27 protein-coding genes are annotated in these 26,386 nt (G+C 61.3%); 9 read left to right on the top strand and 18 right to left on the bottom strand.

Going from position 1 to position 26,386, the window contains the following annotated elements; genetic code table 11:
* Positions 1-30: 30 nt before the first annotated feature.
* Positions 31-528, bottom strand: coding sequence for a response regulator (locus AB5Y92_RS21310; RefSeq protein WP_005341867.1), 498 nt, complete (start codon positions 526-528; stop codon positions 31-33).
* Positions 529-583: 55 nt separating this feature from the next.
* On the bottom strand, positions 584-2,551 hold the full coding sequence (locus tag AB5Y92_RS21305; RefSeq protein ID WP_368227702.1) for an ATP-binding protein: 1,968 nt from the start codon (positions 2,549-2,551) through the stop codon (positions 584-586).
* A 276-nt stretch (positions 2,552-2,827) separates the two neighbouring features.
* On the opposite strand from AB5Y92_RS21305, the gene AB5Y92_RS21300 reads away from it, so the two are divergent.
* Together AB5Y92_RS21300 and torA are read left to right on the top strand one after the other, a co-directional pair.
* Complete coding sequence (locus AB5Y92_RS21300; protein ID WP_216952236.1) at positions 2,828-3,958, top strand: NapC/NirT family cytochrome c; 1,131 nt, start codon at positions 2,828-2,830, stop codon at positions 3,956-3,958.
* Positions 3,959-3,981: 23 nt separating this feature from the next.
* The gene (gene torA, locus AB5Y92_RS21295) at positions 3,982-6,462 is read left to right on the top strand and encodes a trimethylamine-N-oxide reductase TorA (RefSeq protein ID WP_368227699.1); all 2,481 of its coding nucleotides are present in this window, start codon (positions 3,982-3,984) and stop codon (positions 6,460-6,462) included.
* An 85-nt stretch (positions 6,463-6,547) separates the two neighbouring features.
* Here torA and AB5Y92_RS21290 read toward each other — a convergent pair whose 3' ends face one another.
* Genes AB5Y92_RS21290 through AB5Y92_RS21275 form a run of 4 tightly spaced genes read right to left on the bottom strand, consistent with a single transcriptional unit; the run spans position 6,548 to position 9,413 of the window.
* Positions 6,548-7,009 carry a hypothetical protein gene (locus tag AB5Y92_RS21290; protein ID WP_005339830.1) on the bottom strand — a complete coding sequence of 154 codons (462 nt, stop codon included), beginning with the start codon at positions 7,007-7,009 and terminating at the stop codon, positions 6,548-6,550.
* Between the two features lie 41 nt (positions 7,010-7,050).
* Positions 7,051-8,400 (bottom strand): sensor histidine kinase, encoded by a 1,350-nt coding sequence (locus tag AB5Y92_RS21285; protein ID WP_005339828.1) that lies wholly within the window; start codon positions 8,398-8,400, stop codon positions 7,051-7,053.
* Positions 8,397-9,053, bottom strand: a complete 657-nt coding sequence (locus AB5Y92_RS21280; RefSeq protein WP_005339826.1) for a response regulator transcription factor — start codon at positions 9,051-9,053, stop codon at positions 8,397-8,399. Before AB5Y92_RS21280 ends, AB5Y92_RS21285 begins: the two co-directional genes overlap by 4 nt.
* Before the next feature lie 21 nt (positions 9,054-9,074).
* Positions 9,075-9,413: a PepSY domain-containing protein gene (locus tag AB5Y92_RS21275; protein ID WP_005339825.1), complete on the bottom strand. Its 339-nt coding sequence runs from the start codon at positions 9,411-9,413 to the stop codon at positions 9,075-9,077.
* Between the two features lie 63 nt (positions 9,414-9,476).
* Between AB5Y92_RS21275 and AB5Y92_RS21270 the strand changes: the two genes are divergently transcribed.
* A complete protein-coding gene (locus AB5Y92_RS21270; RefSeq protein ID WP_013724184.1) occupies positions 9,477-9,725 on the top strand; it encodes a PepSY domain-containing protein in 249 nt (82 codons plus the stop codon).
* Here the strand turns inward: AB5Y92_RS21270 and msrQ are convergent.
* Together msrQ and msrP are read right to left on the bottom strand one after the other, a co-directional pair.
* Positions 9,722-10,348, bottom strand: a complete 627-nt coding sequence (gene msrQ, locus AB5Y92_RS21265; protein WP_368227696.1) for a protein-methionine-sulfoxide reductase heme-binding subunit MsrQ — start codon at positions 10,346-10,348, stop codon at positions 9,722-9,724. The genes AB5Y92_RS21270 and msrQ overlap by 4 nt on opposite strands.
* Positions 10,339-11,340, bottom strand: a complete 1,002-nt coding sequence (gene msrP, locus AB5Y92_RS21260) for a protein-methionine-sulfoxide reductase catalytic subunit MsrP (RefSeq protein WP_368227694.1) — start codon at positions 11,338-11,340, stop codon at positions 10,339-10,341. Before msrP ends, msrQ begins: the two co-directional genes overlap by 10 nt.
* A 368-nt stretch (positions 11,341-11,708) precedes the next feature.
* On the opposite strand from msrP, the gene AB5Y92_RS21255 reads away from it, so the two are divergent.
* Positions 11,709-12,191 carry a DUF1097 domain-containing protein gene (locus AB5Y92_RS21255; protein WP_005339809.1) on the top strand — a complete coding sequence of 161 codons (483 nt, stop codon included), beginning with the start codon at positions 11,709-11,711 and terminating at the stop codon, positions 12,189-12,191.
* 1 nt (position 12,192) lies between these two features.
* On the opposite strand, the gene AB5Y92_RS21250 is transcribed toward AB5Y92_RS21255, so the two are convergent.
* From AB5Y92_RS21250 to AB5Y92_RS21235, 4 genes are all read right to left on the bottom strand, one after another.
* Positions 12,193-13,473, bottom strand: coding sequence for a sigma 54-interacting transcriptional regulator (locus AB5Y92_RS21250; RefSeq protein WP_005339807.1), 1,281 nt, complete (start codon positions 13,471-13,473; stop codon positions 12,193-12,195).
* On the bottom strand, positions 13,470-13,988 hold the full coding sequence (locus AB5Y92_RS21245; protein WP_013724185.1) for a hypothetical protein: 519 nt from the start codon (positions 13,986-13,988) through the stop codon (positions 13,470-13,472). The genes AB5Y92_RS21250 and AB5Y92_RS21245 overlap by 4 nt, the downstream gene beginning before the upstream one ends.
* Before the next feature lie 5 nt (positions 13,989-13,993).
* The gene (locus AB5Y92_RS21240) at positions 13,994-15,394 is read right to left on the bottom strand and encodes a HAMP domain-containing sensor histidine kinase (protein WP_042657344.1); all 1,401 of its coding nucleotides are present in this window, start codon (positions 15,392-15,394) and stop codon (positions 13,994-13,996) included.
* A gap of 103 nt (positions 15,395-15,497) precedes the next feature.
* The gene (locus tag AB5Y92_RS21235) at positions 15,498-15,590 is read right to left on the bottom strand and encodes a YnhF family membrane protein (protein ID WP_005339800.1); all 93 of its coding nucleotides are present in this window, start codon (positions 15,588-15,590) and stop codon (positions 15,498-15,500) included.
* Between the two features lie 124 nt (positions 15,591-15,714).
* On the opposite strand from AB5Y92_RS21235, the gene AB5Y92_RS21230 reads away from it, so the two are divergent.
* The gene (locus tag AB5Y92_RS21230) at positions 15,715-16,290 is read left to right on the top strand and encodes a 2-amino-4-hydroxy-6-hydroxymethyldihydropteridine diphosphokinase (protein ID WP_368227692.1); all 576 of its coding nucleotides are present in this window, start codon (positions 15,715-15,717) and stop codon (positions 16,288-16,290) included.
* On the opposite strand, the gene AB5Y92_RS21225 is transcribed toward AB5Y92_RS21230, so the two are convergent.
* Entirely contained in the window at positions 16,216-16,920 is a 705-nt protein-coding gene (locus AB5Y92_RS21225) for an SDR family oxidoreductase (protein WP_368227689.1), read from the bottom strand. The two genes, AB5Y92_RS21230 and AB5Y92_RS21225, sit on opposite strands and share 75 nt — an antisense overlap.
* Positions 16,921-17,082: 162 nt before the next feature.
* Here AB5Y92_RS21225 and AB5Y92_RS21220 point away from each other — a divergent pair, with 162 nt between their 5' ends.
* On the top strand, positions 17,083-17,487 hold the full coding sequence (locus tag AB5Y92_RS21220; RefSeq protein ID WP_368227686.1) for a CBS domain-containing protein: 405 nt from the start codon (positions 17,083-17,085) through the stop codon (positions 17,485-17,487).
* Here AB5Y92_RS21220 and AB5Y92_RS21215 read toward each other — a convergent pair.
* Complete coding sequence (locus AB5Y92_RS21215; protein WP_368227683.1) at positions 17,484-18,020, bottom strand: DUF2301 domain-containing membrane protein; 537 nt, start codon at positions 18,018-18,020, stop codon at positions 17,484-17,486. The genes AB5Y92_RS21220 and AB5Y92_RS21215 overlap by 4 nt on opposite strands.
* A gap of 87 nt (positions 18,021-18,107) precedes the next feature.
* Here AB5Y92_RS21215 and AB5Y92_RS21210 point away from each other — a divergent pair, with 87 nt between their 5' ends.
* Positions 18,108-18,872 (top strand): substrate-binding periplasmic protein, encoded by a 765-nt coding sequence (locus tag AB5Y92_RS21210; protein ID WP_368227681.1) that lies wholly within the window; start codon positions 18,108-18,110, stop codon positions 18,870-18,872.
* A gap of 8 nt (positions 18,873-18,880) precedes the next feature.
* Here the strand turns inward: AB5Y92_RS21210 and asnC are convergent, their stop codons facing one another.
* A complete protein-coding gene (asnC, locus tag AB5Y92_RS21205) occupies positions 18,881-19,342 on the bottom strand; it encodes a transcriptional regulator AsnC (RefSeq protein ID WP_005339783.1) in 462 nt (153 codons plus the stop codon).
* 154 nt (positions 19,343-19,496) lie between these two features.
* Between asnC and asnA the strand changes: the two genes are divergently transcribed.
* Entirely contained in the window at positions 19,497-20,489 is a 993-nt protein-coding gene (asnA, locus tag AB5Y92_RS21200; RefSeq protein WP_100647061.1) for an aspartate--ammonia ligase, read from the top strand.
* 300 nt (positions 20,490-20,789) lie between these two features.
* Here asnA and clpB read toward each other — a convergent pair whose 3' ends face one another.
* The 3 genes from clpB to rluD all read right to left on the bottom strand — a co-directional run bounded on the left by clpB (position 20,790) and on the right by rluD (position 25,396).
* Positions 20,790-23,363: an ATP-dependent chaperone ClpB gene (clpB, locus tag AB5Y92_RS21195; protein ID WP_005339779.1), complete on the bottom strand. Its 2,574-nt coding sequence runs from the start codon at positions 23,361-23,363 to the stop codon at positions 20,790-20,792.
* Between the two features lie 202 nt (positions 23,364-23,565).
* Positions 23,566-24,303, bottom strand: a complete 738-nt coding sequence (pgeF, locus tag AB5Y92_RS21190) for a peptidoglycan editing factor PgeF (protein WP_164537335.1) — start codon at positions 24,301-24,303, stop codon at positions 23,566-23,568.
* A 112-nt stretch (positions 24,304-24,415) separates the two neighbouring features.
* Entirely contained in the window at positions 24,416-25,396 is a 981-nt protein-coding gene (gene rluD / locus AB5Y92_RS21185) for a 23S rRNA pseudouridine(1911/1915/1917) synthase RluD (protein WP_005339771.1), read from the bottom strand.
* A gap of 117 nt (positions 25,397-25,513) precedes the next feature.
* Here rluD and AB5Y92_RS21180 point away from each other — a divergent pair, with 117 nt between their 5' ends.
* Positions 25,514-26,269, top strand: a complete 756-nt coding sequence (locus AB5Y92_RS21180) for an outer membrane protein assembly factor BamD (RefSeq protein WP_005339769.1) — start codon at positions 25,514-25,516, stop codon at positions 26,267-26,269.
* Positions 26,270-26,386: the final 117 nt, after the last annotated feature.

The following is a 26,386-nucleotide window of genomic DNA, read 5'->3' as shown; positions in this document are numbered from 1 at the left end:
ACAACTGCCACCGCGAAAGCCCAACTGCCCCTACTCGTCGAACGGGTGATCGTGGATGGCGGCAAACAGCCGCGCCTGATTGAGCAGCGGCGCATAGTGGAAGGCATTTTCGCCATCTTCCGCCAGCAGGTAGTCGGTCAGCTGTTCGCGCACCGCCTCTTGCAGGGTCTCCAGCTTCCACGGCTTGGCGAGGTAGTAGTGCAACCCACCGCGATTGACCGCTTCGACGGTGGCCTCCAGCCCGGCTTGTCCGGTCAGCAGCAATTTGCGGCTGGCACGGGTGGAGGCTCGCCGGTTCAGCTCTACCAGAAAATCGACCCCCAGGGTTCCCGGCATGATGTGGTCACAGAGGATCAGCGCCAGCTTGTTGCCGTCGCGCTCCCACTCCTCCACCACCGCACGCGCCTCATCGACGCTCTCAGCCGCCTCCAGCTCGAAGTGGGAACGGAACGGGGCGAGATCATGGATCACCGCATCCAGCACCTCCCGCTCATCGTCCACACACAGGATCAGATAGTGTTTGTTCATTGCTCCTCCTTGGCGACATGGTTTGGCACGCCGCGCGATTGATGCTGGCCACCGCTCAGGCCGCATGCTCCTTGTTGTGATGAGGTTCGCCCCCGTAACCGGCCTGCCCCATGCCATCCAGCGGCAGACAGACCCGCATCCGGGTGTAGCGGCCCGGCGCCGAGTCCACCTCAATCCGGCCGTGGTGCTGCTGAACTATCTGCAGCGAGACGCTCAGACCGATACCGAGGCCGAAATGGCCCTCCCGCTTGGTGGTGAAGTTGAGATCGAAGATCCGCTGCCACAGCTCGGGCTCGATGCCGCAACCGCTATCCTCGATCTCCACCATGACCCACTCGGGATCCAGCAGCCCGGTGCGGATGGTGAGTCGCCCCGAGCCGCTCATGGCATCCAGACTGTTGGCGATCAGGTTGGTCCACACCTGTTGCAGGGCGATGGGGTGACAGCGCACCAGCGGCAACGGCTGGTACTCCTTGCAGAGCTCATGATGCTTGAGGCGGTTTTCGAAAATCATCAAGGTATCTTCCAGCCCCTCGTGCAGGTCTACCAGCGAGGGCTCGGCCCGATCCTGCCGGGCATACTGCTTGAGGCTCTTGACCAGATCGCCGATGCGACGGGCACACACTTCGATATTGCGCAGGAAGCTGCCGGTCTGCTGGAACAGCTCCAGCCGGGAAAGCAGCGCCTCCCGCTCGTCGGCAGTGCGGCTGGCAAACCAGCGCTGCCAGTTCAGCTCGTCATCCAGATTCATCTGCACCGCCAGCCGTGCCTGCTGACGATCGCCAAAGCGCCCCTCCGCCAGCCGGGTCTTGTCACGGATCTCGCTGGTCGAGACCGGCTGGGAGGAGAGCGCCTGACAGAGGGTCTGGTTGCCCAGACCCTTGATGGGGGCAGGTAGTTCGAGATTGACCAGATCGGGGATGGCGGCCCGCAGGGTCTCGCTACCGCGGATAATGGCCGCCACCGGGTTGTTCAGCTCGTGGGCGACACCTGCCACCAGCTGACCCAGCATCGCCATCTTTTCGCTCTCCACCAGCTGGGCGTGAGCGGCATCAAGGGAGTTGAGGGTCTGTTGCAGCCGCATCTCGGTACGGATGCTGTTTTGCAGGCGACGGTTGAAGTGACGCAGCAGCAGGTTGGTAAAGGAGGGGAGCAGTTCGCTGCGCGCCTGCATCACCCGGGAGAATTGCAGCTTGTCGAGCTTGATAACCTCGGCACCGGTCAGAGTCACGCCGGTGGTGAAGGCGGGTTCGCCGGTCACGAAGGACATGCCCCCCACCAGCGAGCCGGTACGGTAGTGCACCACCTCCTGATCGATCCCCTGCTCGTCCCGCTTGCGCAGCACCACCTCCCCCTTGGCGATAAACCAGAGGAAGCTGTTGGGCTCCCCCTCGCGGGTCAGCACATGGCCCGGGCTGTAGTGGCGGCAGACCCGCTCCTCGTCATTACCCTCGAAAAACTGATAGAGGCCGTCGATCACCACCCGCGACAGCTCTTCATCGCTGCAGTGGGTGTAATCCATAAAGCCCTGCCGATAGGCAGCCAACTGGCGATCGACGTGGGCTCGCAGCAGCTTCTGGTTGTCGAGCACGGCGGCATAGCTCAGCAGGTCCGCCTCGGGACGCTGCAATACAAAGTGGCTCGCCTGCTCGATCACCGCCCGGCGCAGGCTGCCATCGCGCCAAGGGCGTTGCAGGTAGTAGTCGAGACGACCTAGGTTCACCGCCTCGATGATCGATTTCATCTCCGGCTGGCTGCCCAGCAGGATCTTGCGGCACGCCTCGTGACGGCTGCCGAGGCGGATTAGAAAATCGGCCCCTCGCCCATCCCCCAGCTCGCTGTCACACACCACCACGGCGGGTGGCTGCCCCTTGCGATCCAGCTCGTCCAAGGCCAGCTCCGCCGACCCCTGACCGACCACCACCACCAGCGCGAAATGGCCGAGCAGCGGAGCCAACTCCTGTTCGAATTCGGCCAGCAGTTGCACGTTGGCGGCGACACACAGCAGTGAGAAAGGGCTCATCAGCGACACTCCGTTGAGGCTCACTGCTCACTATATCAGCGAATCTTGTGGGGTTTTGCGAGGGGGCTAACAGCTGTCGCGGAAAGTGCACAAATAGATAAAACAGAAAACAACTGAATTTAATTCGATAATTAAATCAATAACAAAACAAAAGACAAAATGTGACAACAATCAAAAATATAAACCATGATGGAGGTCAACGCCTTATCCCTGTCATTACTACTACTATTGGACTAGTACTATGTAGGTAATTATTGACCGTAGGAAAACGCCGCCATGATTGGAAAACTGATAAGAAAAACCTGGTTCTGGCTCCTGCTGCTCGGGGCCCTGCTGGGTGTCGCGGCACTGGGTGTCACCGTGACCGTGCTGCACAAGACCAGCTCCACCGAATTCTGCGTCTCCTGCCACTCCATGCAGACTCCGCTCGCCGAGTATCAGGGCAGTGTCCACTTCCAGAACACCAAGGGGATCCGCGCCGAGTGCGCCGACTGCCACATCCCGGGCGATCCCACCTCCTACCTGTGGACCAAGATCCGCGCCGTGAAGGATATCTATCACGAGGCGATCGGCACCCTGGATACCCCGGAAAAGTATGAAGCCCACAAGCTGCGGATGGCCCAGTCCGTCTGGGACGAGTTGAAAGCCAACGACTCCGCCACCTGCCGCAGCTGCCACAGCTACGAGGCGATGGATATTCTGGCCCAGCGCCCCAATGCCCGTGCCGAGCACCCGGTCGCCATCAAGGAGGGCCAGACCTGTATCGACTGCCACCGCGGTGTCGCCCACATCATGCCAGACATGAGCGGCCTGGCTGCCGCCGGTGCCAGTGAGCTGGCGCAGGCTGCGGCCCAGACCCCGGCCAACATCACCACCCGTTACGCCATCGCTACCACCCCGCTGTTCCTCGATGCCGCAGCCAAGACCGACGAAGGCACCCTGATGCCCTCCACCAAGGTGGAAGTGCTGGCCAACGAAAACGGCCGCGCCAAGGTGCAGATCGAAGGCTGGCAACAGGATGGTGTGAGCGAAGTGTTCTACGCCGCACCGGGCAAACGGATCCTCAGCGTACTGGTCGGCGATGCCGCCAAGAAAGCGCTGGTCACCGGCCAGAGCGAAACCGACAGCGCCACCAACCTCACCTGGCATCAGGTCAAGCTGACCGCCTGGGTCGACCAGAGCCAGCTCATCGGCGATCAGGGCAAGCTGTGGCAATACGCCTCCACCCTGATGTCCAACAACTGTACCGGCTGCCACGGCCTCACCGCGCTGGATCACTTCAATGCCAACCAGTGGATCGGCGTCATCAAGGGGATGGAGTCTCGTACCTCCCTGACCCCGGAACAGGCTCGCATGTTGACCCAGTATGTCCAGAAACACGCCAGTGACATGAGCGCGGCCCACTAAGGCTGGCACAGAGGAAAACCGTTATGACTTTTTTCAATGACAAGAAGACCAATCTGTCCCGCCGCAACCTGCTCAAGGGGCTCGGCGCCTGCGCAGCCCTGCCCCTGCTCGGCGGCATTTTTCCCAAGAGTGCGCTGGCGCAAGCCATCAGCACCGCATTGAATCAGTTCCCGACTCTGGTGCCCGCCCAGAAGGGCATTCTGACCGGCGCCCACTGGGGTGCTTTCGAGGCGATCGTCGAAGATGGGCGCATGGTGCGCGTCCAGCCGGTGGCCGATGATCCGGCGCCAAACGATCTCATCGACATGGCGCCGTTCCAGGTGCACGCCAAAAACCGCATCAAATACCCCATGGTGCGCAAAAGCTGGCTGGAGCATGGCCCGGGCGCCAAACCCGAGCTGCGCGGTGCCGACGAGTGGGTGCGAGTGAGCTGGGACAAGGCGATCGAACTGGTGGCCGGCGAGATCCAGCGCGTCCAGTCTGACTTCGGCCCGCAAGCGATCCACGCCGGTTCCTATGGCTGGAAAAGCGTCGGCATGTTCCACAACAGCCGCACCCTGCTGCACCGCCTGATGAACCTCTCCGGCGGCTTCACCGGTTATGCCGGTGACTACTCCACCGGTGCCGCCCAGGTGATCATGTCCCACGTGATGGGCTCCATCGAGGTGTACGAACAGCAGACCGCCTGGCCCAACGTGGTGGAGAACGCCGAACTGGTGGTGTTGTGGGGGGTCAATGCTCAGGTCACCCTGAAGAACAGCTGGAACATGCCGGATCACGAAGGTCAGGCTGGCTTCAAGGCGCTGAAAGAGAAGGGCACCCGCGTCATCAGCATCGATCCGGTCTACAACGAGACCGCCAAGCTGGTCGGCGCCGAGTGGATTGCTCCGAACGCCTACACCGACGTGGCCATGATGCTGGGGGTGGCCCACACCCTCTATAGCGAGAAGAAGCACGATCAGGCCTTCCTCGATCGCTACACCGTCGGCTTCGACAAGTTCCTCGCGTATCTGCTCGGCAAGGATGATGGTCAGCCGAAGAGCGCCGAGTGGGCGAGCACTGTCTGCGGCGTCGATGCCAAGGTGATCCGCCAGCTGGCCCTCGACATGGCCGCCAAGCGCACCATGATCATGGCCGGTTGGGGCATGCAGCGTCAGCAGCACGGTGAACAGCCGAACTGGATGCTGGTCACTCTGGCCTCCATGCTGGGCCAGATCGGCCTGCCGGGCGGCGGCTACGGCTTCAGCTACCACTACTCCTCCGGTGGCAGCCCCACCGCCAAGGGCGGCATTCTGGCGGGCATCTCCGCCGGCAACGCACCGAAGAACAGCCCGGCACCGATCCCGGTGGCGCGCATCGCCGACTGTCTCGCCAACCCGGGCAAGACCATCGACTTCAACGGCCGCAAGGTGACCTATCCGGACATCAAGCTGGTCTACGTGGCGGGCGGCAACCCCTTCCACCACCATCAGGACACCAACAACCTGCTGCAAGCGTGGCGCAAGCCGCAGACCGTGATCGTTCACGAGCCTTACTGGACCGCTACCGCCAAGCACGCCGATATCGTGCTGCCGGTCACCACCAGCTACGAGCGCAACGATCTGGAGATGGGCGGCGACTACTCCCAGCGCTATGTGTTCCCGATGCACCAGTGCGTACCGCCCCAGTTTGAAGCCCGCAACGACTTCGACATCTTCAGCGCCATCGCCGCCAAACTGGGTGTGCAGGAGCAGTACACAGAAGGGAAGGACGAGATGCTGTGGCTCAAGCAGATGTACGACGGCATGGCGGCGCAGGCCCGCGGCGCCCGGGTAGCGCTGCCGCCGTTCAACATGTTCTGGGAGTCCAACAACTACATCCGCTTCCCGATCCCCGAGGCCAACCGCCAGTGGATCCGTCACGCCGATTTTCGCGAGAATCCGCTGCTCAACCCGCTCGGTACCCCGTCCGGCAAGATCGAGATCTTCTCCAACACGGTAGCCGAGATGGGTTATGCCGACTGTGCCGGCCATCCCAAGTGGTATGAGCCCAAGGAGTGGGTGAAGAGCGAGGTGGCGGCGCGCTATCCGCTGTCGCTCAACACCTCCCACCCGACCCAGCGGCTGCACTCCCAGCTCGACAACACTCCGCTGCGGGACAAGTTCGCCATCGCCGACCGCGAGGCGATCATGATCCATCCGCTGGATGCCAAGGCTCGTGGTATCGCACAGGGGGATCTGGTGCGTGCCTTCAACGAGCGCGGCCAGATCCTGGTGGGCGCCCTGCTCTCCGAGGATGTGCGCCAAGGGGTGGTGCGGATCTGCGAAGGGGCCTGGTACGACCCGGCCAAGCCGGGCGAAGCGGGTAGCATCTGCAAGAACGGCAACGTCAACTGCCTCACCTTCGATGAGGGCTCGTCCAGCTTGGCGCAGGGCAACTGCGGCCACATGGCTCAGCTGCAGATCGAGAAGTACACTGGCCCGGTGCTGGCCAACACCGCCCACGCGGTACCGGCCAACGGCTAAGGCGATTGCCACCCAATAAAAACGGCGCCATCAAGGCGCCGTTTCTTTATCTGTCTGCCAAAGCTCAGGCATGGTCGGGACGGGTTTAGAACTCCCCTTCCTCCATATACTCCTGCGCGCACTCCACCAGTTGCGGCCACAGCTCTTCCGGCACCCAGGCGTCCGGGTCATCTTCGTCCCCGTCGTACTGGCTCCAGAAATAGCGGCGCAGGCCGGAGGCAAACTCGTCGCTGATCTCGGCCAGCTCCGAGAGCGGCCCCAACCAGGCGATGCGACGCAGGCCGGAGGCGAGATCGTTGATGGCATCCATCAGGGTGCGATCGTCGAAGCTTTGCTCCACCAGCAGGGTGAAGCGCTCGCGCGCCTGCTCGGTCTGCTCCTCGTCCAGCTCGCCCACATCGGCCAGCAGGTCGACAAAATCTTCCAGAAGGAACGCGATCAGGCCATCCCTGTCTTCAAACCACTGGATCTGAGCGCCCTTGACCCCCAGCACAGAGGCATCAAACGAATCGTCAAGGTGACACAGTGCCCACGGATCGTCGGTCATGGTTCTCTTCCTCAGGCTAAAACAAATGCCATATGTTATGCCTAGCTCTCGACTCTTGCCACCTTGGGCAACGAGAGGGAGGCGGCCAGACCGCCCAGTTCGGCGCGGCCCATGATGAAACTGCCCCGATAGGCTTCCGCCAGATCGGAGACGATGTTGAGACCCAGGCCCGAGCCTGGTACCTTCTCGTCGAGCCGCACCCCGCGCAGCACCGCCTTGGCGATCTGATCCTCGCTCATGCCGGGGCCGTCATCCTCGATACGCAAGGTGATCCAGCCCCCCAGCTCGGCGCTGGAGATACGCAGCTCGCTGGCAGACCACTTGAAGGCGTTCTCCAGCAGGTTGCCTACCATCTCATCGAAATCCTGCTCCTCCACCCCGACCGCCAGATTGGCGGGCACTTGCAGATCCACTGTCTTGCCCGGATAGAGGCGGGAGAAGGCGCGGCAGATATACTCCACTCGCGCCCGCACCGGGGTCGAGACCCCGAGGATCTTGGCGGCGCCGGTCACCCGCGCCTTGCCGAGGTGATAGTCGATATGGCGCTGGATTTGGTCGAGCTGCTCGCCGATGGCGGCCTGATCCTCCGGCGGCAATTGAGCCACCTGATTGCGCATGATGCTGAGCGGCGTCTTGAGGGCGTGAGCCAGATTGCCAGTGTGAGAACGGGCCCGCTGCAACAGTTCGCCGTAGTGGTGCAGCAGCCGGTTGATATCCTCAACCAGCGGCTGGATCTCCAGCGGATAGCGCAGCCGGAATCCCTCCTGATGACCCTCGTGAACCCGCCCCAGTTCGCGGCGCAGCAGGTGCAGCGGCCGCAAGCCGTAGACGATCTGGAACATGAAGCCGAGCACCAGACCGGCGGCGGCAAAGCCAAGACCGAGGAACAGGCTGATGCGGGTCTTGTTGAGGGTCTGGGTCAGGGCGCTACTGTCCTTGGCCATCACCAGAGTGAACACCCGATCCGAACCGGGCAGCAGCACGGTGCGGGTCATGATCAGCAGCGGCTCCTTGTTGGGCCCCTTGCCGACGAAGAGGTCGGGATCGCCAAACGCCGACTTGAGGCCGTCGCTCTTCAGGTTGGTATCCCACAGGGAACGGGAGCGCCCCACCACATCGCGCCCCAGCTCCAGCTGCCAGTAGTAGCCGGAGTAGGGTTGATTGAAGCGGGGATCGGAGAGGGAGCCGGTGACCACCGGCAGGCCAGTTTTGGCCACTTCCAGCCGGGAGAGCAGATCATAGAGCTGCAGGCGCAGGCCATCGGCCTCCGCCTCCTGCCAGTAGTTGCGCATCATGGTCTGCAGACTGAAACCGGTGGCGAACAGAAACAGCCCGCACCAGACCAGCGCGATGGCGACCAGTCGCCCCCGCAGAGTTCTGACCAGCCTCATTCGTTGATCCGGTACCCGAGGCCGCGCACTGTCTCAATCAGATCGGGGTTGGTTTTCTTGCGGATCCGGCCGATGAACACCTCCACGGTATTGGAGTCGCGGTCAAAATCCTGAGCGTAGATGTGGTCGATCAGCTCGCTACGCGACACCACCTTGCCCCTGTGCTGCATCAGGTAACCCAGCACCCGGAACTCGTGGGCGGTCAGTTTGATGGGAGTCCCTTCGTACCACACCTGCGACGCCGCCATGTCGAGCCGCACCCCGCCAATCTCCAGAATGGAGCTGGCGTTGCCTGCCGCCCGGCGCACCAGCGCATGCACCCGCGCCACCAGCTCGGCCACTTGGAACGGCTTGGTGAGGTAGTCATCGGCACCGGCATTGAGCCCCTCGATCTTCTCGTGCAGTTGGCCACGGGCGGTCAGTACCAGCACCGGGGTATCGATTCCCTTGCTGCGCCACTCCTTCAACACGCTCAGGCCATCGCGCCCAGGCAGGCCGAGGTCGAGAATGATGGCGTCATAGGGTTCGGTCTCACCGAGGAAACCGGCCTCGTTGCCGTCGTGGCAGAGGTCGGTGACAAAGCCGGAGAGGCGCAGCTGTTCGGCCAGCTGACCAGCCAGAATTTTTTCGTCTTCAACAATCAGAATTCGCATGAACAGGCTTCCACACAGGGGTTATTCATCATCCTCGACCGGGGGCTTTGGTGGTTCGAACAACCGCTCCAGATGGTGGCCCTTGGCCCACACCAGCTCAAGGTTGTCGGCCCGATAGGCTACCTTGATCACGCTGTTTTCCCGATCGATGACTCGCAGTTCATAGAGCCAGATACCATCCTCTTCTCCCAGATCCACCCGCAACACCCGCACCGGCAATCTGGCCGCCACCTCCATCATTTCATGGAAGGGCCGAACCCGTCCCTCATGGACAGCTTGCTGCAGCATGGCTTCATCAGGCGTGACCGCCTGTGCCAGCAACGGCAGCAATAACCCAAGCAGAGGGAGCGCTCTATTCATGGATGATTCATCTCCAAAAACCTAACATAATGGCGTTTATAGTCTGCCAGCCATGAATCCGGAATGAATATGATCCCGCGCAGTTTCCTGCTGATCCTTTGCCTGTTGAGTGCCACAAGCTGGGCGGCCCAGAGCCGTCTCGACATGGCCGGGCTGGTCAAACTCCTGCTGGCGCAAGGGTATCACGACATTCGGGAAGTGGAGCTGGAAGGGGACAAATTCGAGGTCAAAACCCTCAATCGCCAGGATCAGAAGGTGCATCTCATCGTCGATGCCTACACTGGCGAGATCAAACAACAAGAGGCCGATTAGGCCTCTTTTGCATTCCAGCGTCCCCGCATGGGGCGCAGCAGCTTCTCCCGCCTCGGCCAGAGCAGGGCGCAGGCCAGCAGCAGGTAGATGAGGGGCTCCCCCCAACCGCTCTTGAGCGACCACCAGTAGTGCACCGGCACCAGCAGGGCGATGGCATAGACCCAGTTGTGCAGCTTCTGCCATGCAGCGCCCATGCTGCGCTGCAATGCGGGCAGCGAAGTGATGCTGAGGGCGGCCAGCAGCAGCAATGCCACCATCCCCACCACTATGTAGCTGCGCTTGACCAGCTCGCCGCCAATCAGCCCCCAGTCAAACTGCAGATCCAGCCCCAACCACGCCATAAAGTGGAGCAGCGCCCAGGCAAAACACCAGAGCCCGAGGGGGCGGCGCAGCTTGATGAGCTGCCCCTGCCGCCAGCGCTTGGCCAGCGGCGACACCAGCAGGGTGAGCAGCAGCAGGTTGAGCGCCCCCTTGCCGAGGTAGTGGATAAGCTCGGGCACCGGATCGCCCCCCAGCAGACCTGCCGGAATGGCAAAGCCCAGCCAGAGCAGAAAGCCGAGGGAGCCCAGATGCACCAGCGCCCGCAAGCCGTTGATATGGGCCGGTTTCAATCTCAGTACCATTGGCGCAGATCCATCCCCTGATAGAGCGAGGCGACTTCGTCACCATAGCCGTTGAACATCAGGGTCGGCTGACGCTTGGCGCCAAACACCCCGCCCTCGCCGATAAAGCGCTCGCTGGCCTGACTCCAGCGCGGATGCTCCACCTGCGGATTGACGTTGGCGTAGAAGCCATATTCGTTGGGAGCCAGCAGATTCCAGGTGGTCGGCGGCATCTCCTCTACCAGCCGGATCGAGACGATGCTCTTGATGCTCTTGAAACCGTACTTCCACGGCACTACCAAGCGGATCGGCGCGCCATTCTGGGCGGGCAGGGTCTTGCCATAGAGCCCCATCGCAAGGAAAGAGAGAGGGTGCATCGCCTCGTCGATACGCAGCCCCTCCACATAGGGATACTCGATGCCGCCCCCCAGACTGGAGGCCTGCCCCGGCAGCTGTTTCGGATCAAACAGGGTTTCGAAGGCGACAAACTTGGCGCGACTGGTGGGCTCGGCACGGCGGATGATCTCCGCCAGCGAGATGCCGTTCCAGGGCAGTACCATGGACCAGGCTTCGACGCAGCGCAGCCGGTAGATCCGCTCCTCCAGCTCGCTCTTGTTGATGAGGTCCCACACATCGAGGGTAAAGGGCTTGGCAACCTCCCCCTCCACCTTGAGGGTCCAGGGTTCGGGCTTGAGGTAATGGCCGTTGCGAGCCGGGTCGGACTTGTCGGTGCCGAGCTCATAGAAGTTGTTGTAACTGGTGGCCTTCTCTTCCGGTGTCAGCACCAGATTGGCCGGGCGATCGGCAGGCTTGCTGTTGAGCGGTTTGGTGGCTAACTGGGGAGCATCCTCTTTGCCGCGCAGCAGGTCGAGCACTCCGGCCTGAGTGGGAAACGCCAGGGTGGCCGCGCCCAGACCCAGCCCTTTGAGAATAAGGCGGCGGTCCTGATAGACGGCTTCCGGGGTGACATCCTGTTCGGTGAGGGGGTGGGCGGTACGACGCTTGATCAACATGAAAAACTCCCGGGGCTGAGTGAGGCAGTATGGATAAGACCCGCCCCGGCAGATTTTTATTTCACACAAATTTACATCATGTGGTGCAGGGGCAGTGCCTTGGCCATGGTGCCGACCAGAAACAGGACTACGAACACCAGCAGGGGAATGATCACATTTGGCGCCATCAGACTCACTCCATGAGCAGGACAGGGCCTCTAACTATGGCCGACTGTCAGGCCGGTCACCAATGAATTTTTTTCGCGAGCGCAAGCGTATTCCTGAGTTGAAAAGGGTGATGAAGATCACACACAATTCGGCCCCCGCTTGCCGCCCCGATTACCGGGGGTAGGCTGCCCATTTTGCGAAGCCAACTGAAGAGTCGCCCCATGAGCCCACTGATCGCCATCGCCATCACCACTGGAATTCTCTCCGCCGTCTGGGGCTGGATTGCCGTCGCGTTCGGCCTTATCTCCTGGGTCGGCTTTCTCGGCTGCACCAGCTATTTCGCGTCAAGCGGTGGCTACAAGGCGCTGTTGCAGACCATCTTCTGCAACACCAGCGGCATGCTGTGGGCACTGCTGCTGATCCATGGCGACAGTCTGTGGGGAGCGGGTGTGGCGGGTTATGTGATGACGGGGGTGGTCGCAACCCTGATGTGCGTACAGGCCAAGCAGCAGTGGCTCGGCTACATTCCCGGCACCTTTGCTGGTTGCTGTGCCACCTTCGGGGCGGCTGGCGAGTGGCGGCTGATCCTGCCCTCCCTCATCATTGGCGCCTTGTTCGGTTACCTGATGAAGGCGAGCGGCCTCTGGCTCTCCCATAAAACCCAGAAAGCCGATGCCGCTCCGGCGGTAGTTGATCCCGCCTGATTTATCCCTTCGATTTGAAGTTTGCAGCTTCGATACCGTGCCGATTCAATAACTTGTAAAAATCGGTACGGTTTCTGCCCGCCATGTTGGCCGCCAGGGTCACGTTGCCCTCGGTGGTGCGCAGCAAACGGATCAGATACTCCTTCTCGAATTCGGCCCGCGCCTCGTTGAACGAGGGGATACCACCGCCACCACCGCTCAGGGCGGACTCCACCATGGAGACCCCGATCACCGGGCTGCAACAGAGGCTGGCGAGCTGCTCCACCACGTTGCAGAGCTGGCGCACGTTGCCGGGCCAGGCAGCGGCCGCCAGCATCGCCAGCGATTCGGGCGAAAAACCCATGGCGGCGCAGTCGCTGTGGCGGCTACGGTAGTCATCGAGCGCCTGTCGGGCCAGCAGGGGGATATCCTCACTGCGGGCACTGAGAGACGGCAAGGTGATATTGGCGACGTTGAGACGGTAGAAGAGATCTTCCCGAAAACGCCCCTCCTCCATCGCCTTGACCAGATCCTGATGGCTGGAGCTGAGCACCCGCACCTCCGGCGTGCCCTGACCATACTCCTCCATCACCTGCAGCAGCTTGGCCTGCAGGGATTCGGAGAGGCTGCCAATCTCGTCGAGAAACAGGGTCGCCCCCTTGGCCTGCTCGAACAGCCCGGACTGGCCATCTTCACCAAACAGCTGCAAGTCGAGTGACGCCCACGGAATGGCGGCACAGTTGATGGTATGGAGCGGCTTGTCGCGCCGCTGGCTGGCCTGGTGCAGCGCCTGCGCCATCGCCCCCTTGCCGGAGCCTGACGGCCCCATGATCAGCACCGGCACCTCCATGGTCGCAATGCTATGGGCCTGGATCAGCAGCTGTTCCAGCTGGGGATTACGGGTCAGGATCAGCGACTGCCACTCCTGCTGCTGTTTCGGCCGCGTCAAACTCAACGCATGTTCGATGGTGGCGAACAGCTCATCCTTGTTGATGGGTTTGGTCAGAAAGCTGAAGACGCCGGAGCGGGTCGCCTGAATGGCGTCCGGTATGGTGCCGTGGGCGGTCATGATGATCACCGGCAACCCCAGCCACTGAGCCTGGATCCGCTCGAACAGCGCCAGACCGTCCATGCCGGCCATCCGCAGATCGCTCAGCACCAGATCGGCCCGTTGCTGACGCAACCGGTCGAGGGCCCCTTCCGCGCTGTCGGCGGTATCTACTTCATAACCCTGACTGCGCAGCCGCATGCTCATCAGTTTGAGCAGGCTGACGTCGTCATCCACCAACAGGATCCGGCTCATGGTATTACCTCACGATTCTCGTTCAGCTTGCGCTGGTTGAGCTGGTCGTCGATAGCGGTCAGCTGCTCGATCTGGCGGCGCAGCCGCTGGATCTCCTGACTCTGGTCATCGCGACGGCTGTCGCGGGCCAGCAGCTGCTCGCCGAGGGCGATCCAGCTACGTAAAAAGGCCTGCGCATCGAGACCCAGTTCAGGCAGCATCTGCTTCAGGCGCGCCAGACCGGCAGTGCGATTGGCCACCGACTCGGCGGGGTGGGAGTCCACCATCGCCAGACTGACCCGGCTCTCCAGATCGTCAGCCCCTTTCAGACGCTGACGCTCCTGCACCCGTTGCTGGGGGTGACTGGCCAGCAGCCAGTCGGAGTATTGCAGACGCACCTGCATCTCCTTGTTGGCAAACTCCATCCGCTTGGCAAAAGCGATATCGGAGGACTCCCGCTCTGCCTGTTGCGGCAGCAAGGAGCAACCCGCGAGCAGCCCTGCCATCAGAGCTGGAAATACGCGTTGTATCTTCATAGTCCTCATTTCAACGTCAACCTGAAGCAGACATCAGCCTGTTCATCCTCTACCAGAACCAGTTCCCCCCCCAGGCTGTTGGCAGACTCGCGGGCGATGGAGAGGCCCATGCCCGAGCCTTTCAAGAGGCCTTGCCGCACTGTGCTGCCCTGCTCGAAGGGTTCAAAAATACGTTGCTGATCGGCCACGGGGATCTTGGGCCCCTCGTTGGCCACTTCCAGCCAGCTTATCTGTTCATTCTGCCCTGCCCTGATCCAGATATTGCCTCCGCTGGCGCCGTAACTGACGGCGTTGGAGAAGAGGTTATCGAGGATCAGTCGTAGCCGGTAGGGCTCCGCCCACAGGGTAACCGGCACGGTCGGCAAGTGTACACGGATCTGCTTGGACTCCAATGCCAGCCGGTACTCTGCAGAAAGTTCCGACAACATCGGCAGCAGGGGGACGGGCTCCAGTTCGAAGGCCTCCTGCTGACTGAGCCGGTTGAAGTCGAGCAACCGCTCGATCAGGGTCTGCAGGCGCCGACTGTTCTCATCGAGCATCTGGCAGATCTCCAGCTGATCCGGCGTCAAAGGCCCGACCAGCTGCTCGCAGAGCAGATCCGTCCCCTCCCTCAGCACCGCCAGCGGGGTCTTGAGCTCGTGGGATACATGGCGCAGGAACTGGTATTTCTGCAGCTCCAGCTCCTTGAGTTTGTCGTGCAGCCAGACGATCCGCTCCCCCAGCAATACCAGCTCGGCAGGGCCGTCAACCGGCTTGGGATCGGGTTCGACCCCGGCACCCAGACTCAAGATGCGCGACTCAATCTGTCGTACCGGGTGGATGATGAGGTAGGTGAAGATAAAGACCATCAGCAGGCTGAGTGCCGCCACCGCACCGCTCACCCACCAGAGCTCACTGGTCAGTCCGGCGATGGTGAGCTGCACCCGATCCATGTGTTCGTCAACCCGGCTGCGGGTGACTATTTCGAGCTGCTTGTTGGCATCGTTGAACTGCTCCAGCTTGTCCCCCGCTACCGCCGCCCGGGCCAGCGCGGCATCCTGCAGGCTGTCGAGCCAGGCCAGCCCCTGATCGAGCCCGCTGTAAAGCTGGCCGTCGGTGATGGAGTTGCGGTGTTCCGCCAGCAACACCCGATACCCGTCGAGTTGCTGCTGGTAGCTGGTGAGACTGCGGCGATCCCCCAGCACCGCGAAGCGGCGCAAGGTGCGTTCGATATCGATGGCTTGCGCCGTCAGCAGGGTGGCGCGGCGGGTATCCTTGACCGCCCGCTCCATCTCGTCGCTGGTGAGCTGACTGAGGTGGGCAAGGGAGGTGCTGTTGTGCCAGATCATGCCGCCCAGCGGCATCAATACCAGCACAAATCCCATCAATACCACCTGCAGCAGGGAGCGTGGGCGAACCTTGGTCATCATCTCTTCTCTTGCATTCTCACCGGTGCGCCAGCATAGCCGCACCGCCCCAAAAAACAAAACCGGCCAACAGGCCGGTTTGTATTATCTGGATTGTGGTGATTCACGCCAACGCGACAGAGGCCAGACAGATAATCATGATCATCGCCAGCGCGCCCGAGGCGGTCAACAGCGCCCATTTCAGCTCCACACTCATGCAAACCTCCTTTCTGCCAATCAGTGCCGGATCACAATAGATAAGACAATGTTAAGCCATAGTTAATCCGATAACCGTGAGCTGCGTATACATTTCAGATGAGCCCAACCCCGGGAAGGTGAGCATGTTCTATCTGTGTAGCATTGGTTCCAATATTGACCCGCATATCCATGTCAGCCGGGTGCTGGCCGAACTGCTTGCGAACGTCGGCCCCCTGCGGCTGAGTTCGGTGATCCGCACCAAGCCGGTGGGAATGCACTCCAGCCACGACTTTCTCAACTGCCTGCTGGTGGTGGAGAGCCCGCTCGATGCCGCCCGCCTCAAGCAGCACTTTGTCACCCTCGAGGTGGCGCACGGCCGGGATCGCAGCGATCCGCTCTGCAAGGTGCACGATCGGCCGCTCGACATCGATATTCTGGCCAGCAACAGGAGCGGTGACTTTGCCTCGGCAGAGGTCGATTCCTATCTGGCGGAGCTGCTGGCAGAGCTCTACGGCCATGGCGAGGTGCATGATCCCAAGGTGGCGCTGCAAGTGACACTACCCGCCCTGTCGGACAAGCTCAAACCCGGCAATGGCTTGCTGACCCGGCAGGTCGGGCTGGTGCCGCTGGAGCTGGGCAACCCCTCAGAGGGTGGCCAGCGCACGCCCACCATCTACCTTGATGCTGGCACCCGTCATATAACTGTTCCCCACCAGTAGCTGCACCGCCTGCCAGATGGGCTCAAGTCCCCCCTCCCGCGCCAGCGGTGTTTTCGCCAACACCTGCTGGCGCCATGCCTCGTCATGCTCGTCGAGAAACAGGATCGGCCCCGGCTCTATGGTGTTGACCCGCACCGCAGGCGCCAGCTCCCGGGCAAAGCTCATGGCCAGCGAATGGGCTCCCGCCTTGGTCGCCACATAGCTGGCAAAACGGGGGGCCGGGGCATGGATATAGATATCGGTGATATGAATGATGCTGGCGTTGGGGTTGCTGGCAAGCCGGGGGGCCAGCGCCCGGTTTAGCTGGAAGGGGGCCGCCATGTGCACCCGGTAGAACTGCTCGAACTGGGCCAGTTGCGCCGCCGGATCAGTTGCCTGCGGCTCGAAGGCCGAGGCGTTGTGGATCACCAGCGTCAGATCCTGATGGGTCGCCAGCACATCGATCAGCTTGCCAACGTCCTCTTCCCGACCAAAATCCGCCTGCACCAGCTCGACCCCCAGTGCCGCCAGCGTGGCCAGCTCCGGCCGCTCGCTGCGATAACTGCCCGTCACCTGCCAGCCCGCCGCCACCAGCTGTTCACAGAGATAAAATCCGAGTCGACGGCCGCAGCCCGTAACCAATGCACGCATACGATCACCTTTCCCTTTCATGGTCTTGCATGAACGAACCCCGCCTGCCAGCGGATCACCGCCGATGGCTTGTGCCTATCAATCCCTGCGGCACAAGCCATTGGTCGCGGGCCATCCGCCCGCGTCATAGTGGCGGCATCCCCCTCTTGCGGAGTCACCACCATGCTGAAAGTACACCACCACATGGGTCGCCTGACCCACTCCCTCACTGCCGGACTCGGCCTGGCAGAAGCGCTGGATCGCCTGCATCAATCGGGTCTTGGCGGCCTGCCGGTGCTGGATGAGCAGAAACGGCTGATCGGCTTTCTTTCCGAACAAGATTGCATCCCCAGCCTGCTCACCGGCAGCTACCACTGCGATACCCGCACCCGGGTGGAGGATCTGATGAACCGCTCGCCCCTCTCGGTCGGGCCGAATGAGAGCATTCTGGATCTGGCTCGCCAGATGGCCGATGCCAAGCCCAAGATCTACCCGGTGCTGCAACAGGGCAAGGTGATCGGCATCATCAGCCGCCGTCAGGTGATGCAGGCCCTCAACCAGCAGATGAAGGTGTGCCAGCAGACCTAGATCTGGTAACGCCCCTTGTCACCGATATCGAAGTGCAGGGGCATCCGCCACTTGGCCAGCGCCAGCAAGGTCAACAGGGCCCCGCATACCAGCGCCACCAGTGCGGCGGCCCACTCCACCCGCAACCACTCCAGCAGCCATAACGCCGGCAGCAATACGGGCACCAGCTTGATGCCGGGAATGGCAAAACAAAACTGCTCCTTGAACGCCAGCCCGGAGAGGATCGCCAACGCCGCCCCCAGCACCAACGCATCCGGCGCCCCCACAGCTGCCAGGGCCAACGCGCCCCAACCAAATCCCTGCAGAATCAGGCGAATCCGCTTGTCGTAGATATGCAGCGAGAAGCCGCAGATTGCGCTTGCCACTGCCAGCGACATCAACCATTGTGCCGACGGGAGCAGTGCCATCCCGCTCAGCAGCGCCGCACCGCGGCAAAGCAGCAACAAGGCTGCCGCACTCAAGCCAAGGCGGTAGAGCGAGACGGTCAACTTGTCGATCCCGTCCAGCGGGCTCTCGATTTCAGGATTTGCCATAAACAGTCGCTTCTAACGGATCAGGTGCCATCCAATATACTGGAATCAGGTCTTGGAATATCTTCAAACGGGCTCAGGAGACGTAGTTTGCGTGTGATCCCCCTGTTTTGGTTGCTGTTTCCACTCGGATTGCCCGCCAAAGAGCTGGTGATCTGCGGCACCATGGAGCCCCCGCTCAAGTATCTCGATGCCGCTCAGAAACCCCGCGGACTCGATATAGACATCGTCACCGCCATATTCGACAAGCTGGAGACGCCCTTTCGGATCGAGCTGGCCGACTCCGGCGCCCGCCTCACCCGCAATGCCGAAACCGGCGCCTGCGATCTGGTGATGACCCACTCCTACAAGGCAGAGCGGGAGAGTTATCTCATCTATCCCCAACAGGCCCATCTTCGCCACAGCTGGCACTTCTTCGTGCGCAAGGCGGACCTGCTGAAGATCCGCTACGAAACGCTGGCCGATCTCAAACCCTGGCGCATCGGCGTGACCAAGGATTTCTCCTATACCCCTGAACTGGCAGCGGCCATGACCGACCCTGCCTATCAGTTCCAAGAGATCACCATGAACCAGCTGCAACTGCGCAAACTGCTGGCCGGACGGATCGATACCGTGCCGATGCCGCTGGTCACCGCCTTCACCCAGATCAAGGAGGAGGGGCTGACGGGAAAGATCGATTACCTGCCCAAACCGCTCAAGAGCAGCCCCTACTTCAACACCTGGGCCCGCGCACGAGCGGATGCACAGACCCCAGCCCTGATGGCGGCCTACGATGCCGAACTGCTGCGCATGAAACGCAACGGCAGCCTCAAGGCCCTCTACGACAAGTACGCCATCCCCTATATCGAACCCTGATCAAGGGGTCAGGGTTTCACATCCCGCAGGATAGGGTTTTGCAGCGAGATCAGGGTTTCAGTGGACTGGATCTCGTCGATGGTCTGGATCTTGTTGATCAGCACAATCTGCAGCTCGTCGATGGAGCGGGTCATCACCTTCATGAAGATGCTGTAGTGGCCCGTGGTGTAGTAGGCCTCCACCACTTCGTCCAGCGCCTGCAGCTTGGCCAGCGCCGAGGGGTAATCCTTGGCACTCTTCAGATTGATCCCGATAAAGCAGCAGACGTCGTAACCCAGCTTCTTGGGGTTAACCTGTACCCGTGTCCCCTCGATGATCCCCGCCTGTTTCATCTTCTCCACCCGCACATGGATGGTGCCCGGGCTGACCGCCAGTTGTTTCGCAAGTTCGGCGTAAGGGATCCGCGCATTCTCCATCAGAGCGGTGAGGATGGCCTGATCGAGATTATCGATCCGGTAATTTTCCGGCATTTTTTTGCACTCCCGTTGACGATACCTCATTAAAAAACGACTTATTTTGAAGAAAAAAATACACAAAGCCTATTTCTATTATCGAATATTGAATTTAGTTGGCATTCCGTTGAAGAATCACCACATCCAACAGGGTTTGAAACAGGAATTCAGCATGAAACAGCACTACATTCGCAGCCAACAGCAGATCAGCTTCGTCAAAGAGATGTTCTCCCGCCAACTCGCCCAGCAACTGGGTCTGATGGAGGTGCAAGCCCCCATTCTGAGCCGGGTCGGTGATGGCACTCAGGACAACCTCTCTGGCCACGAGAATGCAGTGCAGGTCAAAGTGAAAACCCTGCCGGAGCACAGCTACGAAGTGGTCCATTCACTGGCCAAGTGGAAGCGTCAGACCCTGGGTCGCTTCGGCTTCGGCCCGGGCGAAGGGATCTACACCCACATGAAGGCGCTGCGTCCGGATGAAGACAAGCTCACCCCCATCCACTCCGTCTACGTGGATCAGTGGGACTGGGAGAAGGTAATGCCGAGTGAGCGCCGCGATCTGGCCTATCTGCAGGAAACCGTGCGCGGCATCTGGGCCGCCATCAAGGCCACCGAGCGCGCGGTCTGTGCCGAGCATGAGCTGACCCCCTTCCTGCCAGCCGAGATCCAGTTCCTGCACAGCGAAGAGCTGCTGGCCCGTTACCCGGACCTCGATGCCAAGGGGCGCGAGCGCGCCATCGCCAAAGAGCTGGGGGCCGTGTTCCTGATCGGCATCGGCGGTGCCCTCTCCCACGGCGAACGCCACGATGTGCGCGCCCCGGACTATGACGACTGGAGCAGCCACAGCGAGCTGGGTCTGGCGGGTCTGAACGGTGACATTCTGGTGTGGAACCCGGTGCTGCAAGACAGCTTCGAGATCTCCTCCATGGGGATCCGGGTCGATGCCGAGGCGCTTCGCCGCCAGTTGGCTATCACAGGCGACGAGGATCGCCTGCAGTACGACTGGCATCAGGATCTGCTGGCCGCACGGATGCCGCAGACCATCGGCGGCGGCATCGGCCAATCTCGTCTGGCCATGCTGTTGCTGCAAAAAGAGCATATCGGTCAGGTACAGGTTGGTGTGTGGCCCTCTGAAATGAAGGCCGCTATCCCTGGCATGCTGTAAACGCGTTTATTTCACCGGTCTGGCCTGTGCGCAGTGGCACGCGGGTCAGCCCTGAAGGTGTGTGGCGGTGCGGACTGAACGAGCGCAGTCCGGACATGCTGTAAGTCGCGTGGTCATCCCTGATGGCCCACGGCGAAACCGGGGCTTGCCCCTGCGACCCGCTCAACCCACGCCAGGTCGCGTCACTACATTCCTCCCGGCAATCTTCGGATTGCCGTTTTTTTTGCCCCCGAATCCCCGCCACCAGATACGACAACGCCAGCCCGAGGGCTGGCGTTGCAAACATAGATGCGAGACTAGTTACTGGGTCATGGTGAGGCCGTTGCTGTCGGCCCCCAGCACCAGTTTTTTGCCCGGCACGATGCGGCCGGAAAGCAGGGCCTGCGCCAGCGGGTTCTCCACCTTCTGCTGGATCGCCCGTTTGAGGGGACGCGCCCCGTAGACGGGGTCGAACCCGGCATGCACCAGCTTCTCGAGCAGCGCTTCGCTCACCTCCACCTCGTAACCCTGAGCCTCCAGTCGGCCCATCAGGCTCTTGAGCTGGATGCGGGCGATGGACTTGATGTGATCCTCGCCGAGGGGATGGAACACCACGGTCTCATCGATCCGGTTGATAAACTCCGGTCGGAAACTGCGGGTCAGCACATCCATCAGCATGGCCTTCATCTCGTCGTAATCCTTCTCGGAGTGGTGCTCCTGAATCAGATCCGACCCGAGGTTGGAGGTCATGATCACCACCGAGTTGCGGAAATCGACGGTGCGACCCTGACCATCGGTCAGGCGGCCATCATCGAGCACCTGCAACAGGATGTTGAACACATCCGGATGCGCCTTCTCCACCTCGTCCAGCAGGATCACCGAGTAGGGACGACGGCGCACCGCCTCGGTCAGATAACCACCCTCTTCATAACCCACGTATCCGGGAGGCGCCCCCACCAGACGGGCCACGCTGTGTTTCTCCATGAACTCGGACATATCGATCCGCACCATGGCATCCTGGGTATCGAACAGGAACTCCGCCAGCGCCTTGCACAACTCGGTCTTGCCCACCCCGGTGGGCCCCAGGAACAGGAAAGAGCCGATGGGGCGATTCGGATCGGAAAGACCGGCACGGGAGCGACGAATGGCGTTGGAGACCGCATCGACCGCCTCTTCCTGGCCAATCACCCGGCTGTGCAGCTGATCTTCCATCCGTAGCAGCTTGTCGCGCTCCCCTTCCAGCATGCGGGCGACCGGAATACCGGTCCAGCGGGCCAAGACGTCTGCAATCTCCACATCGGTGACGCGGTTGCGTAGCAGACTGGTCTCCTGCATCTCCGCCTGAGTGGCGAGATCCAGCTGTTTCTCCAGCTCCGGAATGCGGCCGTACTGCAGCTCGGACATCCGGCCCAGGTCGCCTGCGCGGCGCGCCACATCGAGATCCTGACGGGCCTGCTCCAACGCAGCCTTGATATGCTGGGTGCCGGCGAGGGCGGCCTTCTCGGCCTTCCACACCTCATCTAGCTCGTTGTATTCCCTATCTTTCTCGCCAATCTCCTGATTGATCAGCTCCAGCCGTTTGCGGCTGGCGTCGTCGTCCTCCTTCATCAGCGCCTGCTGCTCCAGCTTGAGCTGGATGATGCGCCGCTCGAGGCGATCGAGCGCCTCCGGCTTGGAGTCGATCTGCAACCGGATGCTGGCTGCCGCCTCGTCGATAAGGTCGATGGCCTTGTCCGGCAACTGACGATCCGCAATGTAGCGGTGCGACAGCTGGGCCGCCGCCACAATCGCGGGGTCGGTGATCTGCACATGGTGGTGCAGCTCGTAACGCTCTTTCAAGCCGCGCAGGATGGCGATGGTGTCCTCCACGCTCGGCTCTTCCACCAACACCTTCTGGAAACGGCGCTCGAGGGCAGCATCTTTCTCGATGTACTGACGGTACTCATCCAGGGTGGTGGCGCCGACGCAGTGCAAGTCACCACGGGCCAGTGCAGGCTTGAGCATGTTGCCCGCATCCATGGCCCCCTCGCCCTTGCCGGCACCGACCATGGTGTGCAGCTCGTCGATAAAGAGGATGACGTTGCCCTCCTCCTTGGCGAGATCGGTCAGTACGGCCTTGAGCCGCTCTTCAAACTCGCCGCGATACTTGGCCCCGGCCACCAGCGCCCCCATGTCCAGCGACAGCACCCGCTTGTTCTTGAGCCCTTCCGGCACTTCGCCGTTGATGATGCGCTGGGCCAGCCCCTCGACGATGGCGGTTTTACCGACACCGGGAGCACCGATCAACACGGGGTTGTTCTTGGTGCGGCGTTGCAGCACCTGAATGGTGCGGCGGATCTCGTCATCACGGCCGATCACCGGGTCGAGTTTGCCGATTTCGGCCCGCTCGGTCAGATCGATGGTGTACTTCTCCAGCGCCTGACGGTTCTCCTCGGCGTTGGCATCCTCCACCTTCTTGCCGCCACGCACCTTGTCGATGGCCGCTTCGAGTTTTTCCTTGGTCAGCCCCTGAGCGCGCAACAGCTCGCCCAGCGTACCTTTGTCGTCGAGGGCAGCCAGCACGAACAGCTCGGAGGAGATGAACTGATCCTTACGCTGCTGGGCCAGTTTGTCGCAGACGTTGAGCAGGCGGCCGAGGCCGTTGGAGAGCTGCACGTCCCCTTCCACACCGCTCACACGCGGCAGGCGATCCAGCTCCTCACCGAGACGGGAGCGCAGGGCGTTGATATCCATCCCGGTCAGGGTGAGCAGCGGACGGATAGAGCCGCCATCCTGATTGACCAGTGCGGTCATCAGGTGAACGGGTTCGATGAATTGGTGGTCACGACCCAGCGCAAGAGACTGGGCATCGGAAATAGCAATCTGGAATTTGCTGGTAAGGCGATCGAGGCGCATTGCACTCCCCCTTCAAACAGGCAGACGCCGCTTGCGCGGCAAACAACATAACTTTCTGAGATGAAAGATGAGGCCCGCACGGGCTATTTCAAGGGCTGTGGCTGGTTATTTTTTCTGCAAGACGGGACAAGAACAGGATCCCCGCCTCTCTCATACGGATCTGTTCTTGAGAGAGACGGGCTATTACTTGGCGGGTGATTGCTTAGCGGGCCAACCAGATGAGGGAGGCCATCCGGCCGGTCTGGCCGTCGCGACGATAGGAGTAGAACTGCTCGCTATCGCTGAAGGTGCAGTATTCGCCGCCATAGACGGCGGTAACGCCGGCACGGGCGAGGCGCAACCGCGCCAGCTGGTAGATATCCGCCAACCATTTGCCGTCGTTGGCGGAAGGCACGAAAGCCGCGACAGCTTCAGCCTGCTCAGCCATAAAGGCCTCGCGCACCTCGCCACCCACTTCAAATGCAGTGGGGCCAATGGCCGGGCCCAGCCAGGCCAGGATCTCGCCCGGCTCGCAACCCATGGCGACGATGCTCGCCTCCAGCACGCCCTCTTTCAGTCCACGCCAGCCTGCGTGGGCGGCGGCCACCACGGTACCGGCCCGATCGCAGAACAGCACCGGCAGACAGTCAGCAGTCATCACGATGCAGGCCTGATCCGCCTCATGGGCGCAGGCAGCATCGGCATCCGGCGCCCGCTCATAATGGCTGCTGACCGGATGAACCACGGTGCCATGCACCTGATTAAGCCAGTTGAGGGGCCCCGGGATGGCGGCCGCCTGCTGCAAGCGGGCGCGGTTAGACTCGACTCGCGCCGGTTCATCCCCCACGTGGGCGCCCAGGTTGAGACCGGCAAAGACCCCTTCACTGACGCCGCCATCCCGGGTGCTCGACAACGCCCTGACACACGCCGGGGCTGGCCAGTCGGGTTCGATCCATTTCATCTGTGACTCCTTCAATTCACCGATATAAAAACGGGGCTCCTGCAAGGGAACCCCGTTTGGCATCTATTCGGGCCGGATGACGCCAGAAACCGACGCAGCAGGCCCTATCGCATCAGTTCCAGACTAAATCATCCGGATTGGCGAGAGTATCCGCGCGCAGCACTTCCATCAGCTCCACCATGTCTTGCGGTGTAGCTGAGTGCCACTGCATCACTTCCCCCGTGATGGGGTGAGCCAGTTGCAGCATGGTGGCATGCAGCGCCTGACGGTTGAAGTTACGCAGTGCCTGAGTCAGCTCGGGGGTCGCGTTGCGCAGCGGGCGCAGACGGCCACCGTAAGCGGGATCTCCCACCAGCGGGTGTTTGATGTGCGCCATGTGGACACGGATCTGGTGGGTACGGCCGGTCTCCAGACGCAGACGCAGACGGGTATGGCCACGGAACTTCTCGTGAACCCGGTAGTGAGTCACGGAAGGACGACCATTGGGCACCACGGCCATGTGGGTACGCTGGGTCGGGTGACGGCCGATGGGCGCATCAACGGTGCCGCCGGCGGTCATGTGACCGATGGCGATCGCTTCGTACTCACGGGTGATCTGGCGCGCCTGCAGCGCTTCCACCAGATGGGTCTGGGCGGGTACGGTTTTGGCAACCACCATCAAACCTGTGGTGTCTTTATCCAGACGGTGCACGATACCGGCGCGGGGCACCTCGGCAATGCCGGGGTAGCGGTGCAGCAGGGCGTTGAGGATGGTGCCATCCGGCGTACCTGCGCCCGGGTGAACCACCAGACCGGCTGGTTTGTCGATCACCAGAATGTGTTCATCTTCATAAACGATGTTGAGCTCGATATCCTGGGCATCCCAGCGAGTATCATCTTCCAGCTCGACATTCACATGCACCTGCTGCCCGGCCAGAATCTTCTCGCGCGGGGTGTTGGCAACCTGACCGTCCAGGGTCACTCTGTCCTGTAAAATCCACTCCTTGATGCGGGTGCGGGAGTAGTCTGGAAACAATTCGGCCAGGGCCTGGTCGAGTCGCTGCCCGAATTGGTGATCCTGGAATTCGCCTGTCAGTTCAATATGCTGGCTCATGTATGGTCTCTTGAGCGGGGGGTATCAATTCGAAATAATCCGGGTATTCTAGCTTTTCTTTTAGCCAAGCATAACGGATACTTTGCCAATTTCGTGGAAATGGACCGGATGTTGTTGATGGGAAAGAAGTCTCACCTGCTGATGTCGCTCGCCTTGGTCGCTACCTTGATCACAGGCTGTTCCAGCACCAAACCCAAGGTACCCGACGAACCGCCGGAAACCCTGTACCAGAAAGCACGCCTCAAACTGGATGTTGGCAATTACGTGCAAGCCACTGAATTGCTGGAGGCTTTGGACTCTCGCTACCCGTTCGGTGCCTACTCCAACCAGGTGCAGCTTGACCTCATCTATGCCTACTACAAGCAGGATGATACCGCTCAGGCGATCGCCAATATCGACCGTTTTATCCGCCTCAATCCGGCGCATAAAAATATCGATTACGTCTTCTATATGCGCGGCCTGACCAACATGGCGGCGGATTACAACTTCTTCCAGAGCCTGTTCGGCATCGGTCGTGACGACAAAGACCCGGCTTATGCCCGTCAGGCATTCCAGGATTTCAAGACCCTGTTGCAGAACTACCCCAACAGCGTCTATGCCGCCGATGCCCGCGCCCGCATGATTGGCCTGAAGAATCGTCTGGCCAGATATGACCTGAGCGTGGCCGAGTATTATGTGAAGCGTGATGCACTGGTCGCGGCCGCCAACCGGGCCAAGCTGATTGTCGAAACCTACCCCGACACAGCCGAAACCGAGAAGGCGCTGGAGATCATGGTCGAGTCTTACGACGCTCTGAAGATGCCGCAGCTGGCCAAGCATGCCCGCGAAGTGCTGGCCAAGAACTACCCGGAGAACCGCCTCGGCCGTGGCTGAGTGATACGGAACAACCGGTAATAAAAAAAGGCTATGTCCCAATTACGTGTTGCATGGGGCGCCCCAGCGCCTCATGCAAACATGCTTTGATATTCACCCCCCTCCCGTAACGCTCCA

It is taken from the genome of Aeromonas sp. R1-1 (genome assembly GCF_040908495.1).
Lineage (GTDB): Bacteria > Pseudomonadota > Gammaproteobacteria > Enterobacterales > Aeromonadaceae > Aeromonas > Aeromonas veronii.
This window is presented reverse-complemented; position numbering and strand designations above follow the sequence as displayed.